Annotated in this window: 16 protein-coding genes; 12 read left to right on the plus strand and 4 right to left on the minus strand. The window is 71.1% G+C overall.

The features are described 5' to 3' along the window. Nucleotides 1-7 precede the first annotated feature (7 nt). The 3 genes from OOJ91_RS01865 (at nt 8) to OOJ91_RS01875 (ending at nt 1,750) form a co-directional block, all read left to right on the plus strand. The gene (locus OOJ91_RS01865; RefSeq protein WP_266241690.1) at nt 8-607 is read left to right on the plus strand and encodes a sulfite oxidase-like oxidoreductase; all 600 of its coding nucleotides are present in this window, start codon (nt 8-10) and stop codon (nt 605-607) included. Nucleotides 608-614: 7 nt separating this feature from the next. Continuing rightward, a complete protein-coding gene (locus OOJ91_RS01870; protein ID WP_266245224.1) occupies nt 615-1,379 on the plus strand; it encodes a ferredoxin reductase in 765 nt (254 codons plus the stop codon). A gap of 77 nt (nt 1,380-1,456) precedes the next feature. Continuing rightward, nucleotides 1,457-1,750, plus strand: coding sequence for a DUF6510 family protein (locus OOJ91_RS01875; RefSeq protein ID WP_007459518.1), 294 nt, complete (start codon nt 1,457-1,459; stop codon nt 1,748-1,750). 226 nt (nt 1,751-1,976) lie between these two features. Here the strand turns inward: OOJ91_RS01875 and OOJ91_RS01880 are convergent, their stop codons facing one another. Then, complete coding sequence (locus tag OOJ91_RS01880; protein WP_266241693.1) at nt 1,977-2,906, minus strand: alpha/beta hydrolase; 930 nt, start codon at nt 2,904-2,906, stop codon at nt 1,977-1,979. 274 nt (nt 2,907-3,180) lie between these two features. Between OOJ91_RS01880 and OOJ91_RS01885 the strand changes: the two genes are divergently transcribed. The 3 genes from OOJ91_RS01885 to OOJ91_RS01895 all read left to right on the plus strand — a co-directional run bounded on the left by OOJ91_RS01885 (nt 3,181) and on the right by OOJ91_RS01895 (nt 6,399). Beyond that, entirely contained in the window at nt 3,181-4,128 is a 948-nt protein-coding gene (locus OOJ91_RS01885; protein WP_266241695.1) for an alpha/beta fold hydrolase, read from the plus strand. 370 nt (nt 4,129-4,498) lie between these two features. Further along, nucleotides 4,499-5,767, plus strand: a complete 1,269-nt coding sequence (locus OOJ91_RS01890; protein ID WP_266241697.1) for a sensor histidine kinase — start codon at nt 4,499-4,501, stop codon at nt 5,765-5,767. After that, nucleotides 5,755-6,399 (plus strand): LuxR C-terminal-related transcriptional regulator, encoded by a 645-nt coding sequence (locus OOJ91_RS01895; RefSeq protein WP_266241698.1) that lies wholly within the window; start codon nt 5,755-5,757, stop codon nt 6,397-6,399. Before OOJ91_RS01890 ends, OOJ91_RS01895 begins: the two co-directional genes overlap by 13 nt. A gap of 150 nt (nt 6,400-6,549) precedes the next feature. Here the strand turns inward: OOJ91_RS01895 and OOJ91_RS01900 are convergent, their stop codons facing one another. After that, nucleotides 6,550-7,386, minus strand: coding sequence for an LLM class flavin-dependent oxidoreductase (locus OOJ91_RS01900; protein ID WP_266241700.1), 837 nt, complete (start codon nt 7,384-7,386; stop codon nt 6,550-6,552). Nucleotides 7,387-7,666: 280 nt separating this feature from the next. Here OOJ91_RS01900 and OOJ91_RS01905 point away from each other — a divergent pair, with 280 nt between their 5' ends. The 4 genes from OOJ91_RS01905 (at nt 7,667) to OOJ91_RS01920 (ending at nt 10,875) form a co-directional block, all read left to right on the plus strand. After that, complete coding sequence (locus OOJ91_RS01905; RefSeq protein WP_266245226.1) at nt 7,667-8,386, plus strand: VOC family protein; 720 nt, start codon at nt 7,667-7,669, stop codon at nt 8,384-8,386. A 242-nt stretch (nt 8,387-8,628) separates the two neighbouring features. Then, complete coding sequence (locus tag OOJ91_RS01910; protein ID WP_266241702.1) at nt 8,629-8,976, plus strand: PadR family transcriptional regulator; 348 nt, start codon at nt 8,629-8,631, stop codon at nt 8,974-8,976. Continuing rightward, complete coding sequence (locus tag OOJ91_RS01915; protein WP_266241703.1) at nt 8,973-9,947, plus strand: hypothetical protein; 975 nt, start codon at nt 8,973-8,975, stop codon at nt 9,945-9,947. Before OOJ91_RS01910 ends, OOJ91_RS01915 begins: the two co-directional genes overlap by 4 nt. A 67-nt stretch (nt 9,948-10,014) precedes the next feature. Further along, nucleotides 10,015-10,875, plus strand: a complete 861-nt coding sequence (locus tag OOJ91_RS01920; protein ID WP_266241706.1) for a class I SAM-dependent methyltransferase — start codon at nt 10,015-10,017, stop codon at nt 10,873-10,875. A gap of 24 nt (nt 10,876-10,899) precedes the next feature. Here the strand turns inward: OOJ91_RS01920 and OOJ91_RS01925 are convergent, their stop codons facing one another. Further along, the gene (locus OOJ91_RS01925) at nt 10,900-11,631 is read right to left on the minus strand and encodes a VOC family protein (protein WP_266241708.1); all 732 of its coding nucleotides are present in this window, start codon (nt 11,629-11,631) and stop codon (nt 10,900-10,902) included. 106 nt (nt 11,632-11,737) lie between these two features. On the opposite strand from OOJ91_RS01925, the gene OOJ91_RS01930 reads away from it, so the two are divergent. Beyond that, complete coding sequence (locus OOJ91_RS01930) at nt 11,738-12,298, plus strand: GNAT family N-acetyltransferase (protein WP_266241710.1); 561 nt, start codon at nt 11,738-11,740, stop codon at nt 12,296-12,298. 73 nt (nt 12,299-12,371) lie between these two features. Here the strand turns inward: OOJ91_RS01930 and OOJ91_RS01935 are convergent, their stop codons facing one another. After that, the gene (locus tag OOJ91_RS01935) at nt 12,372-13,823 is read right to left on the minus strand and encodes a M20/M25/M40 family metallo-hydrolase (protein WP_266241711.1); all 1,452 of its coding nucleotides are present in this window, start codon (nt 13,821-13,823) and stop codon (nt 12,372-12,374) included. 118 nt (nt 13,824-13,941) lie between these two features. On the opposite strand from OOJ91_RS01935, the gene OOJ91_RS01940 reads away from it, so the two are divergent. Further along, entirely contained in the window at nt 13,942-16,095 is a 2,154-nt protein-coding gene (locus OOJ91_RS01940) for an amylo-alpha-1,6-glucosidase (RefSeq protein ID WP_266241713.1), read from the plus strand. Nucleotides 16,096-16,118: the final 23 nt, after the last annotated feature.

Here is a 16,118-nt window from a genome sequence, read left to right on the forward strand (position 1 = left end):
CTGTGCCATGGGAATCGTGTCACCGGGCTTCTCGGGTCGGCCCCGAACGCAGGAGCCGGCGCTGCCACCCGGTCAGTACCTGACCGAGGACTTTCCGGTGCTGTCGGCCGGCCCGACACCCCGGGTCTCCCTGGACACCTGGGAGTTCGTCATCTCCGCCGAGAACGGCACCGAGTACCGGTGGTCGTGGCAGGAGCTGATGGCTCTCCCGCAGGAGACGCCGATGGTCGACATCCACTGCGTCACCCACTGGTCGAAGCTCGGCACCACCTGGCAGGGCGTATCCCTGGACACCCTGCTCGACGGCGTGGACACCGGCGCGCACTTCGCGCTCGCCCACTCGTACGGCGGATACACCACGAACCTTCCGCTTGACGACCTGCGCGGCGGCCGGGCCTGGGTGGCGCACACGTTCGACGGGGCGCCCCTGCCGGCCGAGCACGGCGGCCCGGCGCGGCTGCTGGTGCCGCACCTGTACTTCTGGAAGTCCGCCAAGTGGGTGCGCGGCATCCGGCTCAAGACGATGGACGAGCCGGGTTTCTGGGAGACGGCCGGCTACCACGACTACGGCGACCCGTGGCGTGAGCAGCGGTACCAGGGTGACTGAGCGGGCCGTGGCGACGGGCACCCCGGCCCGCGCGCCGATCAAGTGGCAGGTGGCACGGCTGGTGGAGCGCCGGGTGGAGACGGCAACCGCGCAGACGCTGGTCCTGGAGGTGCCGGACTGGCCGGGGCACCTGCCCGGGCAGCACGTCGACGTGCGGTTGACCGCTCCGGACGGCTACCAGGCCGCCCGGTCGTACTCGATCGCCGGACCGGCCGTGGACGGCCCCGGCGGCCCGCGCATCGAGGTGACAGTCCAGCGGGTGCCCGACGGCGAGGTGTCCCCGTACCTCATCGATGTCTTCGGTGCCGGCGACCCGGTGGAGGTCCGCGGACCGCTCGGCGGCTGGTTCATCTGGCGGTCGGAGGACACCGCGCCGGTGCAGCTGGTCGCGGGTGGCTCCGGCATCGTGCCGCTGATGGCGATGATCCGGGCGCGGCGGGCGGTCGGCAGCAAGGTGCCGTTCCGGCTGATCTACTCGGTGCGCACGGCGCAGGACGTGATCTACGCCGACGAGCTGCGCCGCCGGGGCCGCGACGACTTCGGCCTCGATGTGGCGTACGTGTACACCCGCGAGGCCCCCGACGGCTGGCGCGGCGAGCCGCACCGGGTCGGGCTGGCCGACGTGAACACCCATGGCTGGCCGCCGGACCTGGAACCGCTCACCTACGTGTGCGGCCCCACCGGGTTCGTGGAGGCCGTGGCCGATCTGCTGGTGGGCCTGGGCCACGCGTCGCGGCGGATCAGGACCGAACGCTTCGGCCCCACCGGCTGAGCGCCCTGGCGGCCTGCCCGCCGCCTGTCCCGTCCGCCGTCTGTCCCGCCCGCCGACCGCAACGTCGAGGAGACCCGATGACCGAGATGTCGTACCTGGACGGCAACATGCTCGACGGCCCGATGCGCGAGCTGTTCACCGTCGACCTCAGCACCGCGATGGGCCGCTGCGAGAACTGCGGGATGACCGGCTCGATGGCCAGCCTGCACGTCTACTCGCACGCACCGGGCCTGGTCGCGCGCTGCCCGTCCTGCGAGTCGGTGATGGTGCGGCTGGTCCGCGCGCCGGACCGGGCCTGGCTGGACATGCGCGGCGTCACCTACCTCCAGGTGCCGATGCCGATGGAGCAGACGCTTCCCGAGCCGCTCTGACCGCTCGCTCGGTGCTCGCGCCGCTGCGACAGACTGGCCGGATGAGCACCGGTCGCTGGCAGGGCGTACCACTGCGGGTCCGGCTGGTCGTGTCGGCGGCCGTGCTGGTCTTTGCCTACGGCGCCGTCGTGCACGTCCTTCAGTTGCTGGTCCCCGGGCTGCGCTCACCCCGTGGCTGGCCCGGTGGTACGCCCGCTGAGCCGGTGCGACGGACTCCCGCGCGCCGCTACGGCGTGTCCCGATCCGCCTCGGCGCGGACGGCGCGGACGGCGTCCACCACGGCGGCGGGCTGTTCCTTGTGGATGTAGTGGCCGCTGTCGGGCACCTCGCGGTGGACGCCGCGTGCGAAGAGCGCGGCGGTCCGCTCGGCGAGGTCGCGGGAGCGCTGTTGCAGCGCGGCGGGCTTGCCGCGGGTCGCCGTGAGGACTCTCATCGGCACGTCGGGGACCGCCGATACCGCGCGGGCGGCACGGACCTCGCCGGTGCAGGCGTTGGCGAGGCGGTTCTCCGCGCGGATGGTCGCGACCTGCGCGTACGTGCCGTAGCTGGCCACGTACGCCGCCGTGACCACTGCCTGGGTCGTCGGGTCGTCGGTGCAGCGCCGTGCGAGTTCGCGGCCCACGTTCGCGGCGATCCGGTTGAAGAGCCCGATCGCCTTGAGCACGGGAAGGGCGCCGAGCACGAGACTCGACGAAACCCGCAGCGCCAGTGGCACCTGCGCCGTGGTGTCCTCGTGGAACGGGTCGACGAGGACCACGCCACGTGTGCGGTCGGGCCGGGCGAGGGCGGTCAGCTCGGCGAGCAGTCCGCCCCAGCTGTGACCGACCAGCACGGCGGGACCGACGTGGTCGAGCAGCGCCACCAGGTCGCGTACCTGAGAGTCCAGTGTCAGCCGCGAGACGGGGTCGCTGGCACCCAGGCCGGCGCGGTCGTAGGCGATGACGCGGGACGTCTCGGCAAGCGTGGGCAGGACGACGGCCCAGTCCAGCGCCACTTCGCCGGCCCCCGAGATCAGGACGACGGCTGGCTCGGCCCCGCCGGCCTCCACCCACCGCAATCGCCGGCCCGACTCACGGGTCAGCTGGTGTCGGACGACGCCATCCGGCACCAGGCGTGACAGGGCGGTGACGACCGGATCCTGCGCCCCCGTGTCCACCAGACCTCCTCGTCGCCGTCCCCGTTGGTCTACGTCAGGCTCTGGACACTACAAACCCGCCACAACGTCGGCGGTCCCGCTGCGGGTGACCCGCCGGGTCAGTCCGGGGCGATGAGCGGTCGCCGGTACAGGGTCCAGCCGACGAACCGCGCGAACAGCGCCTGCGGGGCGGGCGCCTCGTCGGGGTTGAGCCGGCGAGGGTAGGGGTAACTCCCAACCCGATTGGGAGGTGGCAGGATCGAGCAAGATCTAGAAACCGTGGAAGCTCATTTCCATGACCACGCAGAAGATCTCCCGGTTCCATCGGGCAGCCCTGGCGCTCGTCCTTCCCGTCGCCGTGATAGCGGCAGCCGCGGGGTGTGATGACTCGGCGGCGCCGAAGGCCGCGCCCGCGGCCAGTTCGGCAGCCGCGGTTCCCTCGACCTCGACAAGCGCGGCCGGCCCGGCACGTGCGGCCCCCGCAGCGGGCTTGCACATGATCGCCAACAACGGGCATCAGCTTGCCTTCCACGTCACGCCCGGAAGTTCTCCCACCATCGTGCTGGACGCCGGCGGTGGCGAGGACTCCTCGTACTGGGATGCGCTGGTGCCGCAGCTGTCGCAGGCCACCGGATCGCAGATCATCACCTACGACCGGGCCGGTCTGGGCGCCAGCGAGGAGGTGAAGGGCCCATGGGACCCCGAGGCCGCCGCCTCCGACCTGCAGGCCGGTCTGCGTGAACTCGGCGTCACCCAGAACGTGGTCCTCGCGGGCCACTCGCAGGCAGGAGAGGTGGCCCACTACTTCGTCCTCGCGAACCCCGGCGTTGTCTCCGGGGCGGTGCTCATCGATGCCAACGTGCCGCAGTTCTTCACCGACACCCAGACCCAACGCCTCGTGGCGCTAACCGCGCCGCAGATCGAATCGCTCAAGAAGGCGCCGTCGACGAAGGCGAACCGCCAGCTCATCGCCACGGCCGACAACTTCGGTCCCACGCACCAGGCGTACCACAAGGTTTCCTGGCCCGACGGCGTTCCCGTCATCTATATCGTGTCGGAGAAGACGCCCTTCGATGGATCTCCGCAGGACGCTCAGGCCTGGCGCGACGCGGGGGCGGCGTTCACCAAGGCGGGGCCCGACCGCACACTCGTCATCGCCGAGGGAAGCTCGCACGACGTTCCCCAGGACGCGCCCGCCCTGGTGCTCAAGGAAATCGAACAGATGACCGCCACCGTCAAGTGAAGGCCATCGGGCCGACGGCTGACAGGACCGGCGAGCCTGGTTGACAGTGGTCGAGATTCGGGGAGCGGGCCGGAACTGCTTACGCGATGGGTAGCGTGTGTGCGGGTGTCGATCGATCGAGCCGTCGATCGGCGATGCGAGCCTCCGTGGACCACGGACGGACACCATGGTCGCTGGATCCCACGCGACGTGAGGACACCGACCGTGGGGACGTGCGGATCGCCGGCCAACATGAATCACCAGGCCGGCGGTTCGGCACGATGCGCACTGATGGAGTGAGATGACCGATAACAGCGGAATCGCCATGTCCGGCGGCTCCTCGCCCTCGCGGGAGGGCTCCGGGCCGGGTCGCGTCGCTCGCAGTGGTCCGATGACGCGCTCCGCGCTGGCCCAGCGGATGAGCCTGTTGGGCTGGTCACTGGTGCTGCTGCCGGGCGCGGTCCTGGGTGCCGTGCTGGCCACACTCTGGATCACCTCGATATCGATCGCCGCGCTTGGCGCCGGAATCCCACTGACCCTGCTCGCGACCGTACTGGTGCGCTGGTTTGCCGACCTGCATCGCCAGTGGGCCGCCGCCCGGCTCGGCGAGCCGGTGCCCGCCCGGCCCTATCAGCCGACGCCGGACGCCGGGTGGCCGGTGCGGCTCTGGACGATCCTGCGCGACCCGGCGACGTGGCGGGACTGGATCTGGTTGGTGGTCAACTCGATCACCATCTGGTTGAGTTGCGGACTGTCGCTGCTGTTCTTCGTCTGCGGAGTCGTATACCTGACCTATCCGCTCATCTATCAGCTGACGCCATCTCAGGTATTCCGCACCCCGATGGGGGAGGGCTTCCGGCTGCACAGCGTCGCGCAGTCGTTCGGGCTGGTACCGCTCGGTCCGGTTTTCCTTCTGCTCTGGTACGTCACTGCGGTGCGCCTCGCGAACCTCAACGCTCGGGTGATCCGCGCTCTGCTCGGCCCCACCGAACAGGCGCGCCTGCGGGCCCGTGTCCGACAGTTGGCGACCTCGCGAGCTGAGACCGTCGACACCCAGGCCGGTGAACTACGCCGAATCGAACGCGACCTGCACGACGGCGCGCAGGCCCGGCTGGTGTCGCTGGGTATGAGCCTGGGCTTGGCCGAACAGTTACTGCCCAACGATCCGCAGGCCGTCAAGCAGTTGCTGGCCGAGGCCCGCGAGTCGACCTCCAGCGCCCTCACCGAGCTGCGCGACCTGGTGCGAGGCATCCATCCGCCGGTATTGGCCGACCGTGGCCTGGACGGCGCACTCAACGCCTTGGCCCTGGTCAATCCGATCCCGGTCACGGTGGTGACCCGCCTACCCGGACGGCTGCCGGCCCCGATCGAGTCCGCGGCCTACTTTGCCGTCGCCGAGGCATTGTCGAACGCCATCAAGCACGCCCAGGCCCAGCAGATCCGGATCACCGTGGAGTTCGCACCCCACCACCGGGGCGGCGCTGCCGGGGAACTGACGATGCTGGTGTCCGACGACGGCCGTGGGGGTGCTTCGATCGATTCCGGCACGGGCCTGCGTGGCATCGTCCGTCGCCTGGCGGCCTTCGACGGCACGCTGACCGTTGACAGCCCGCCGGGCGGACCTACCGAGGTGAGGATGTCGCTGCCGTGCGTATCGTGATAGCCGAGGACCTCGCCCTGCTCCGCGAGGGCCTGATCAGGATCCTGCGGGCCAATTCATTCGAGGTCGTGGAAGCCGTTGACAACGGCCCCGCGCTGATCCGGTCGCTGACGACGCACCGCCCCGACGTCGCCATCGTCGACGTGCGGTTGCCGCCGACCTTCACCGACGAGGGGCTGCGTTCCGCGATCGAGGCCCGCCGCCAGATTCCAGGGCTGCCCATCATGGTGCTGTCGCAGTATGTCGAGCAGATCTACGCCAGGGAACTGATGTCAGATCGCGCGGGCGCGGTCGGCTACCTGTTGAAGGACCGGGTTACGGACGTCGACCAATTCGTCGCCAGTGTCCGGCAGGTCGCTACCGGCAGCACCGTTATGGACCCTGATGTGGTGAGTGCGCTACTCACCCACCGCTCCGCCGACCCTAAGCTCCTGGAGCTGAGCCCACGCGAGCACGAGGTCCTCACCCTGATGGCCGAGGGCCGCTCGAACGCCGCGATCGCCGCCCGGATGTTCGTCACCGAGAAAACCGTCAGCAACCACAGCAACAACATCTTCACCAAGCTTGGTCTCAAGCCCTCCGAGGACGACAACCGCCGCATCCTGGCGGTCCTCGCCTACCTGGAAGGCTGAGTCCTTGGCCTCTGCCCCCGGTGTTGTCGTCGCCCCGGCCGCCTGGCGTGCCTTCGTCACCTTCGCCGAGCGTCACTGACCGACCGGGGCCGCCGCGTCGACGCAACACGCGCTGCCTCGACGCGGCGGCCCCGATCCGGTGTCCCGGACTCAGCGCACGATCTCCGCCAGCAGGTCCACCTGCCGGGGGTCAGCGCCGTAGCAGTACAACACCAGTTCGTCCGCGCCGAACTCCCGGTACGCGGCGACGGTGTCGGCGATCTGCGCCGGGTCGCTCAACGGCTCACCCCAACCGGGCCGGCCGGTGAACGCGTAGTAGGCGGCGATGGCGGCGCGCGCCTCGTCGATCGTGGCGGGCGAGCCGACCGCGACGTTCACCTGGCACACCAGGCGCGGCCGGCCCGGACGGCCCGCCGCCTCCCACCCCTCCTGGACGGTACGGACCAGGGGGCCGGCCCAGGTCAGGGGTGCTGCGCAAACGAACCCGTCGGCGTAGCGGCCGACGCGTCGCAGCGCCGGCGCGGCGAACCCTCCGATCAGCATCGGTGGCCCTCCGAGCGCGGTGGGGCGGGGCCCGATCGTCGTGCCGCGGTACGGCTGGCCCCGCCAGATCTCGCGCAGGGCGGCGAGTTGCTCGTCGAACAGCCGACCCCGCTGACCGATCGGGGTGCCGGCGGCGGCGTGGTCGTCGTCGCGACCGCCGACGCCGATACCGAGGACGAACCGGCCCGCGGACATGCGGTCGAGGGTGGCGACCTGCTTGGCCAGCAGGGCGGTCTCGCGCAGCGGGCCCAGCAGGACCTCCGTCTGAAGACGGATGCGCGTCGTGGCGCCGGCGAGGACCGCCAGGGCGGTCAACGGTTCGGGATTGTCGAACGTGAGGCGGTCCAGCAGAGCGAGGCTGTCGAAGCCGTGTGCTTCGGCGGCGGTGGCCCAGTCGAGCAGGCGGGCCGGTGCGCTGATGGGCAGGCCGAGGCCGATGTCCATGTCGATCTCCGTACGGTAGGCAGCGTGAACCGAAGCCGCCACCTTCTCCTCGCTCGCGGCGAGGTCCCGAGTTCATCTGCGACGTGTTTCTCGAACCAGGGATACGAAGTTCCGCGGCAATGATACGCGGCTCACCGGAGCGTCGCGGCTCACCCGGCGTAGCGGCGATCAACTGCCGTCGCGTCGATAACTCGGGTGCGGGTGGCACGTCCGGATCCGTAGGCTCCGATCTCCGGCCCGTCCGGGCTGTCCCCTCCACTGATCGGAGATGAGCGCAGCAATGGCAAGTCACCTCTTCGCGGTGTGTTTCGGCGCGAACGAACCCCTGCGTGTCGCACGGTTCTGGTCCGAGGTCCTGGGTCGGGAGCTGGTCGACGACCCCCGTGACGGCGTCCTCGTGCTGCCCGACGACAAGACCGGCTTCCGGCTGCGCTTTCCGCAGATCCCGGAGCCGAAGGTCCTGCAGAACCGGGCACACCTCGAACTGACGAGCGACTCGCCTGACCACCAGCGGCAGACGGTGGCCAGGGCGCTGGAGCTGGGCGCGCGGCACACCGACGTCGGCCAGCTCCCGGAGGAGAGCCACGTCGTGCTCGCCGACCCCGAGGGCAACGAGTTCTGCGTCCTCGGCCCGGGCAACACGTTCCTCGCCGGCTGCGGCTTCCTCGGTGATCTGGCCTGCGACGGAACGCGGGCCGTCGGCTACTTCTGGAGCGAGGCGCTCGGGTGGCCGCTGGTCTGGGACCAGGACGAGGAGACCGCCATCCAGTCACCCCTGGGCGGGCCGAAGATCGCCTGGGGTGGTCCGCCGTTGATGCCCAAGGGGAGCAGGGACCGGGTGACGTTCGACCTCGCGGTCGACGACGGCGACGACCCGCAGGCCGAGGTCGACCGCCTGCTCTCCCTCGGCGCGACAGTGGTCGCCGCCGACGGGGAGGACGCTGTGGTGCTGGCCGACCCCGATGCCACCGAGTTCCGGTTGCTGTTGACGCCCCGCTAGGCGGGTAACTCCTGACCCGGGCTGGGGCGGTGGGCGCAGCCGGCGGCCGGCGGTGACTGTCGGTGACCTCCGTGGGGGCGGATGCGGTCGTCGGCGGTATACCTCAGAGTCATATTCATACCTCTGAGGTATACCGCTCACCAGCACACTCCCACGGCGGGCAGCCACAGCGGATGGCCAGCGCCCTTCGCCGCAAGCCAAGTGCCGTTGCTATATATACCGTGGCGCGATATATATAGTGCATGGACATCAGTGAACAGACGTTCCTGATCCTCTCCGCGCTCGCCGACCAACCCCGCCACGGCTACGCAGTGGTGACAGAGGTCGACGAGATGACCGGCGGCAGGATCCGGTTACGCGCCGGCACCCTCTACGGGGCCCTCGACCGCCTTGTCGGCCAGGGCCTCATCGCCCCCGACCACGACGAGGTGGAGAAGGGCCGGCTCCGCCGTTTCTACAAGCTGACCGACGCGGGTGCGGACGCCATCCGCGCGGAGAGCCGGCGGATGGCCACGGCGGTTCGGCTCGCCGAGGAGCGCCTCAACAAGCGTGCCGCCCGCGGCGCCCCGCGCCTGGGGACCAACGGATGAACGCCGGCATGAGCCCCCTGGAGCGGCGATACCGACGGCTGCTGCGCCTGCTGCCCGCCACGCACCGCGACGCCCGTGGCGAGGAACTGCTCGGCCTGCTGCTGGACCTCGACCACGGCCGCCGACACCCGAGCCGCCACGAGACCCTGCACCTCATCGCTCTGGCGGTCCGGCTGCGACTCACGACGCCCGTCACCACCGCGGCCCTCACCACCGCGCTCAGCGCCCTGCTCGTCGCCGCCGGCACCCAGCCCGCAGGTAGCACCCTGGACCTGTTCACCGGCGCCGTCCTCGCCAGCGACATGCCGGCCGTCATCTCCGGTTGGCCACAGACAGTCGCTCTGGGGCTGGTGCCCCTCGCACCGCTGATCGCCTGGCTGTGCGGCGCGACGCGGACCGCCCTCACCCTGCAGGCGATACTGCTGACGGCCACCGTTGGCTGGTTCGTCATCGACGCGCTCAGCGGCGCCGGCATGGGGATCGACCCCGGCCAGCTAGTCTTCGCGTACGCCATCCCAGTTTTGATCTTTGTTCTGCTTGTGATCGCCGGCCGCGAGCGGTGGACCGCGCCCCGGCCGCGCCTGTTCTGGTGGGCCCTCGTCCCGCTCGGGGTCCTCGCCTGGAAGGGCACCGGAGAATGGGGACGCCACGGCGTGTACGTTCACGACGCCGTGCCGGCGGTCATCGGGATTCTCGCCGCCGCCGTCGTCGCTGTCGGAGCCGCCTTCGCGGTCCGCCGCCACCGGCCCGCCGTCATCCTCGGTGTCGGCCTCACCGGCCTCGTCGCCGGCTGGCTCATCCCCGACCCGCTGCTCGTCACCACGGCGATGCGGCACTTCGACGGTCAGCCGCTACCGTTGGCCATCCTCATCACGGTGCTCGCTGCCACAGTGGCCGGCGTCAGTCACCTCGCCCGTCGTCACCGGTCCGAGTCACGGTCGCTGCCACCCGACGAACCCGTGCTGGGCTGAGCCCCGGCTTCGGGGCGCACGACCGTGCACGAGATGGCGTGACACAGGCCCTGGCTAGGCTGGACGAGTGACCGACGCGGCAGGACCGATCGAGCCAACCGGGGTGTGGGCCACCGCCGTGGGCGTGGCCCGGGTGCGGGCGATGGAGACGGCACGCGAGCAGCCGCTGTTCCGGGACCCGCTGGCGCTGGCCTTCGCCACCGCCGGCGGGAGAGGCCCCGGGACGCCGCCGCCCCCGCACGCGAATGAGGCGGCGCGACGCCGCCGGCTCGGTGTGGCCTTCTCGATCGTCATCCGGACGAAGTTCCTGGACGACCTGCTGGATCGGGCGGTCGCGTCCGGCGTCCGGCAGGTCGTGCTGCTCGGAGCCGGGATGGACAGCAGGGCCTTCCGGATGGACTGGCCCGCGGGCACCCGGTTGTTCGAGGTCGACACGGCCGAACCGCTCGGCTTCAAGGCCGCGGTGCTGCGTCAGGAGCGTGCCGTTGCGCGCTGCGAGCGGATCACCGTCCCGGTCGACCTCCGCGAGGACTGGCCCGGCGCCCTGGCCGCGGCCGGGCACGACCCGGCGCAGCCGACCGTGTGGATCGCCGAGGGACTGCTGATCTACCTACCCCAGGACGCGGTGGAGTCGCTTCTCGAACGGGTCGGCGCGCTGTCCGCACCAGGCAGCAGGATGGGCCTCACCCTGGGCTCGCGCGGTGTGGTCGAGCGCTTCCGCGAGGACGCCGCCCAGGGATCGGCGGCGTCGATGTGGGTCTCGGAGATGCCGGAGGACCCGGTGGGCTGGTTGGACGGCCTCGGCTGGGAGGCGGAGACCTTCACGCTGCGCGAGCGCGCCGCGGCCTACGGGCGTCCGGTGCCCACCCCGCCGCAGCAGGACGAGGGCGTGGGCGGGCTCGTCTCGGCGGTTCGCGCCCCGCGTTGAGCACCACGAAGGCCGGGGTGTGGGTCAGGCCGGCGTGAGGAGGCAGAACTCGTTGCCCTCCGGGTCGGCCAGGACTGTCCACGGAACGGTGCCCCCGCCCAGGTCGACGTCCGTGGCGCCGAGAGACCGCAGGCGGGCCGCCTCGGCCTCCAGGTCGTCGCCCGGGTAGGGGCGGACGTCGAGATGGACGCGGTTCCACACCGTCTTCGCGTCGGGCGTGCGAAGAAACTGCAGGTACGGGCCGACTCCCTGAGCCGAGCGCAGCACCGCGCTGCGGTCGGTCACCTTGTGCACTGTCCAGTCCGTGGCCTCGCCCCAGAAGCGGGCCATGAGACGCGGATCGGCGCAGTCGACCACCACCGAGGCGATCGGTCCGGTGTCCTCGTAGAGCGAGTCCAGCACGCAGAACTCGTTGCCCTCCGGGTCGGCCATCACCGTCCACGGCACGTCGCCCTGACCCACGTCCGCGAGGGTCGCGCCGAGACCCTTCAGCCGCGCCACCACCTCCTCCTGATGTGCCGCCGAGGTGGTCGCCAGGTCGAGGTGCACGCGGTTCTTCACCGTCTTGGGCTCCGCGGAGACGACGAGGTCGACGCAGACGGCGACGGGATCGGGGTAGACGAAGCCCTCGGGTTCGAGATTGGTGACACCCGGTCCCTCGCTGGAGATTCCCCAGCCGAGCACCTCCGCCCAGAAACCGCCCAGGGCGGCGTCGTCAAGAGCCTTCATGTTGATCTGCACAAGCCGCGTTGCCATGCCGACGATGGTAGGGCGCACGCCCGGTGCGAACGGCCCCGGCCATCGGGCAGCGGCGGCGGGCCGGTTGGACAACGGCCGGGCCGGTCGGTCAGAGTGGTCGGCCGTGAGATACCTGCGCAGCGATGGTCGCGCCGCGATCCGGCGACCCCGGCCCACCGACGTCGACGAGTTCGTGGCGGCCGCGCGGCGCAGCCGGGACCTGCACCATCCGTGGCTGGCCGCGCCGACGAGCCCGCAGGAGTACGACAACTACCTGCGCCGCATCCGCCGCCGGGACAGCGCCGGCTACCTGATCTGCGACCGTGCCAGCGGCGCCGTCGCCGGCTACGTGAACATCAGCGGCATCGTCCTGGGCGCGCTGCGCGGCGGCTACCTGGGGTACGCGGCGTTCGAGCCGTACAGCGGCACCGGGCACGCCTCGGCGGGCATCGCGCTGGTGATCGACCACGCGTTCACGACTGCCGGGCTGCACCGCCTGGAGGCGAACATCCAGCCGGGCAACGAACCGTCGCGGCGGGTGGCCCGCAAGCTCGGCTTCCGCCTGGAAGGCTTCTCCCCGGACTACCTGTTCATCGACGGCGAGTGGCGCGACCACGAACGCTGGGCCATAACGGCCACCACCACCCCACCGCCCACCCCACCGCCCACCCCACCTCCCGCGTGACCTCCGCGTGATCAAGAGGTTTGCGTCACGGGCATCGGCGTGTCGTGACGCAAACCTCTTGATCAACGCGGGGTCAGGCGCCGGGGCGGGGGAAGGCTACCGGGCTTCTGCGGCCTTCCCGGTCCACGGCGCGGATGCCGAAGAAGACGTTGTCCTTGGACAGGTCGATGCTGACCTCTGTGACGTCACCGACTCCGATCACCCGCTGCCACTCGGCGGCAGTGGTCTCCCGCCACACCACCTCGTAGCCGGCCAGGCCCGGCTCGTCGCCGCGCTGCCAGCGCAGCGTCGTGTTGTTGGTCAGGTCGGTGGTCACGATGACGGCGCCCTTGGGCGTGCCGGGCGCCTGGGCCAGCGACCACAGCGCCGCGCCGTTGACCCGGGCCACCCGGGCGATGTACGGGAAGTCGCAGAACTCGGGCAGGTCACCGAACTGCTGGCCGTCCTGTACGCGGACGTCCTGGTGCTGGTGGGCGAAGTCCTCGTTCGGCTCGGTGAACCGCGCCGCCGGCCAGCCCTCGCGCAGGAACGAGATGTGGTCGCTGCCGCGCAGATAGCGGTCCCGCCGGTAGATCACCCGCACCCGCATGCCTGTCGCGTCGTTCTCCGCCACGTCCCGGACGAACCGGGCGAGCTGCCGCGACGGTGAGTCGTTCTCACCGCCGACGGACTGGCGGGTGGTGGCCTCCGCCGGTGTCTCGGCGGTCGGCACCCCCTCGGCGAAGAGGCGCACCGCGTACGGGTCGCGGGTGCCGTCGTCGGCGGTGCTGCTGCCCACGATGTCGTCGCTGAACATGCCCTGCACGTCCGCGCCTGCCGCCTTGAGCTGTGCGGCCAGGTAGGTCGAGCCGTACAGGCCCTGCTCCTCGGCGGCGACCGCGGCGAACACCACAGTGGCGGCGGTGGGGCGGGTGGCCATCAGTCGGGCCAGCTCCAGCACCACGGCCACCCCGGACGCGTCGTCGTCGGCGCCGGGCGCGTCGCTGACGGCGTCCATCACGTCGGTGACCCGGGAGTCGTAGTGGCCGGTCACCACGTAGGTGCGGTTCGGCGCGCTCTGGCCGCGCAGGGTGGCCACCACATTGGTGATCCGGGTGGCGGTGGGGATCCGCGACGCCGGCTCCTGGACGTACGACTGGAGTTCGACTGTCATCCGGCCGCCGGAGGTGGCCGCGTACTCCTGCAGGCGCGCGTGGATCCAGTCCCGGGCGGCGCCGATGCCCCGCTGGGGGTCGTCCTGGCTGGAGAGGGTGTGCCGGGTGCCGAACGCGGCCAGCCGGCGCACGATCGCCTCGATCCGGCGGGGGTCGACCTGGCGCAGCAGTTCACGCAGCTCACGGTCGGGCCGCTGGGGGCGGGCCGGGTGGCCGGGGCCGGCCGGAACGGCGTCTGTGGCGGCGGCGGGTGCGGCGAGCGCGGGCACCGCGACGGTGGCGGCGGTCGCCGCGGTGGCGGCGGCCGAGGCGGACAGGAAGGTGCGGCGGGTGGACCTCGTGGGCCCCGCGCCTGTGTCGTCTGATCCCATTCCGGCATCCTGCCCATCGATGATGGTGTCTGTCCACATCGTGCGACGTCGATGGTGGCGGAGTTTTCACCCGGACCGGGTGATGACGCCCCGTCACGGTATTCCTACGGTGGGTGTCATGGCTGTCGTACGCGCGACCCCCGCCGACCCCACGCCCGGACTGGTGGGCGAGGTCGGGCAGAGCGGCGACCAGCGGGCGATACCGCCGGAGCTGGGCCCCGACTCCCTCGCCGTGCTCAGCGGCCCCACGTTCATGTACTCGAATTCGAGCGGCGACGTCCCGGCGGGCAGCATCGGCGGGCTCGTGCACCTGGACACCCGGCTGATCAGCGGCTGGACCCTGACCGTCAACGGCGGTGAGCTGCTGGTGTTGCGGGCCCAGACGATCGAGCACTACTCCGCGCAGTACGTGCTCACCAACCCCGAGCTGCCCGGCCTGCCGCCGAACAGTCTCGGCATCCGGCGGCTGCGCTACGTCGGCGACGGCTTCCACGAGCGGGTGGAGTTGCTGTCGTTCCGACCGGAACCGGTGCGGGTGCAGCTACGGCTCGCCGTCGCCGTCGACTTCGCCGACCTGTTCGAGGTCAAGTCGGTGGTCCGGGAGCGCTCGGCGCAGATCAGTCGCGACCACGCCGCCGACGGCTCCGAGCTGCGCTTCTCCTACCGCAACGGGGACTTCTCCGCCCAGACCCGGGTGTGCTGCGCGACGCCGGCCGACCGGATCGAGGGCGACGAGCTGGTCTGGGACCTGTACCTCACCCCGCGTGAGAGTTGGCACATGGATCTGGACGTGCCGCTGCCGCCCGGGATGGGCGTGGTCGAGCCGGTGCGGGGCGACATCGCGGACGTCATCCACGGCCGGGTCGACGACCCCCTGCGCCGGTGGACCGCGGACCGCGCCGTGCTGCGCAGCGACAACGAGTCGTTGGAGCGCACCATCCGCCAGTCCCGCGACGACCTGTCGGCCCTGCGGCTCGACCTGGAGGTCAAGGGTCAGCGGATCCTGCTGCCCGGCGCGGGGCTGCCCTGGTTCCTCACCGTCTTCGGACGGGACACGCTGATCACCGCTTACCAGACGCTTGTCGCCGGGCCGACGCTGGCCAAGGGTGCGTTGCTCGCGCTGGCCCGACTCCAGGGTGACGCCTTCGACGACTTCACCGACGAGGAGCCCGGCAAGATCCTGCACGAGGTCCGCAGCGGCGAGCTGACCCGCAGCGGTCAGAAGCCGTACGGGCCGTACTACGGCACCGCCGATGCCACCCAGCTCTGGCTGATCCTGCTGTCCGAGTACTGGCGCTGGACCGGCGACGACGAGACCGTCCGGCACCTGCACGACAACGCGCTTGCCGCGCTGCGCTGGATCGACGACTACGGCGACCGCGACGGTGACGGCTACGTCGAGTACGCCACCCGCTCCCCGGAGGGCCTGGGCAACCAGTGCTGGCGGGACTCGCCCGACGGGATCTGCTTCGCCGACGGGCGCATCCCCGTGCTGCCGCTGGCCACCGCCGACATCCAGGGCTACACCTACGACGCGAAGCTGCGACTGGCCGAGCTGTTCGACGGTCCGCTGGCCAACCCCGTCCTGGCCCGTCGGCTGCGCGACGAGGCCGGCACCCTCCACGAACGGTTCAACCGGGACTTCTGGATCGACGAGCGCGGCGGTTACTACGCGGTCGCCCTCGACGGCGACAAGAACCAGGTGGACTCCAAGACCTCCGCCATGGGCCACCTGCTGTGGAGCGGGATCGTGCCGCGGGCGCGGGCCGACGCGGTGGTGCGGCAGCTCATGTCGCCGGACATGTTCTCCGGTTGGGGCATCCGCACGCTGTCGCGGGAGGAACCGCTCTACAACGCCCTCGGCTACCACCTCGGCACGGTCTGGCCGCACGACAACTCAATCGCCGCGCTCGGCCTGGCCCGCTACGGCTACCGGGCGGAGGCGAACCGGATCAGCCTGGCCATGTTCGACGCGGCCGAGCAGTTCGACCACCGGCTGCCCGAGGCGCTCAGCGGATACGACCGCGAACGGCTGTTGTTCGCCGTGCCCTATCCGACGGCGTGCAGCCCGCAGGCGTGGGCCGCCGGCACGCCGCTGGCGCTGATCCGCGCGCTGCTGGGCCTCAACCCGGTCGAGGGCCGACTGATGCTCGACCCGGACATCCCGGAGGAGTTCGGCCGCATCACCGCCCACCGGGTGCGCGCCTTCGGGCGGGAGTGGGGCGTGGAGGCGGTGGGCGGCACGGGCCACGTCTGGCTCCAGGCGAGCTGACCGTACGCGGGCGGTTCGACGTT

It is taken from the genome of Micromonospora lupini (genome assembly GCF_026342015.1).
In the GTDB taxonomy this organism is placed as follows: Bacteria; Actinomycetota; Actinomycetes; order Mycobacteriales; family Micromonosporaceae; genus Micromonospora; species Micromonospora lupini_B.

Excerpts from the sequence above, each read along its gene's own strand:
- OOJ91_RS01925 (WP_266241708.1), bottom strand. The coding sequence starts at position 11,631 with ATGGCAACGCGGCTTGTGCAGATCAACATGAAGGCTCTTGACGACGCC.
- OOJ91_RS01935 (WP_266241711.1), bottom strand. The coding sequence starts at position 13,823 with ATGGGATCAGACGACACAGGCGCGGGGCCCACGAGGTCCACCCGCCGC.
- OOJ91_RS01940 (WP_266241713.1), top strand. The coding sequence starts at position 13,942 with ATGGCTGTCGTACGCGCGACCCCCGCCGACCCCACGCCCGGACTGGTG.
- OOJ91_RS01910 (WP_266241702.1), top strand. The coding sequence starts at position 8,629 with ATGGACATCAGTGAACAGACGTTCCTGATCCTCTCCGCGCTCGCCGAC.
- OOJ91_RS01885 (WP_266241695.1), top strand. The coding sequence starts at position 3,181 with ATGACCACGCAGAAGATCTCCCGGTTCCATCGGGCAGCCCTGGCGCTC.
- OOJ91_RS01905 (WP_266245226.1), top strand. The coding sequence starts at position 7,667 with ATGGCAAGTCACCTCTTCGCGGTGTGTTTCGGCGCGAACGAACCCCTG.
- OOJ91_RS01900 (WP_266241700.1), bottom strand. The coding sequence starts at position 7,386 with ATGGACATCGGCCTCGGCCTGCCCATCAGCGCACCGGCCCGCCTGCTC.
- OOJ91_RS01890 (WP_266241697.1), top strand. The coding sequence starts at position 4,499 with ATGACGCGCTCCGCGCTGGCCCAGCGGATGAGCCTGTTGGGCTGGTCA.
- OOJ91_RS01865 (WP_266241690.1), top strand. The coding sequence starts at position 8 with ATGGGAATCGTGTCACCGGGCTTCTCGGGTCGGCCCCGAACGCAGGAG.
- OOJ91_RS01875 (WP_007459518.1), top strand. The coding sequence starts at position 1,457 with ATGACCGAGATGTCGTACCTGGACGGCAACATGCTCGACGGCCCGATG.
- OOJ91_RS01915 (WP_266241703.1), top strand. The coding sequence starts at position 8,973 with ATGAACGCCGGCATGAGCCCCCTGGAGCGGCGATACCGACGGCTGCTG.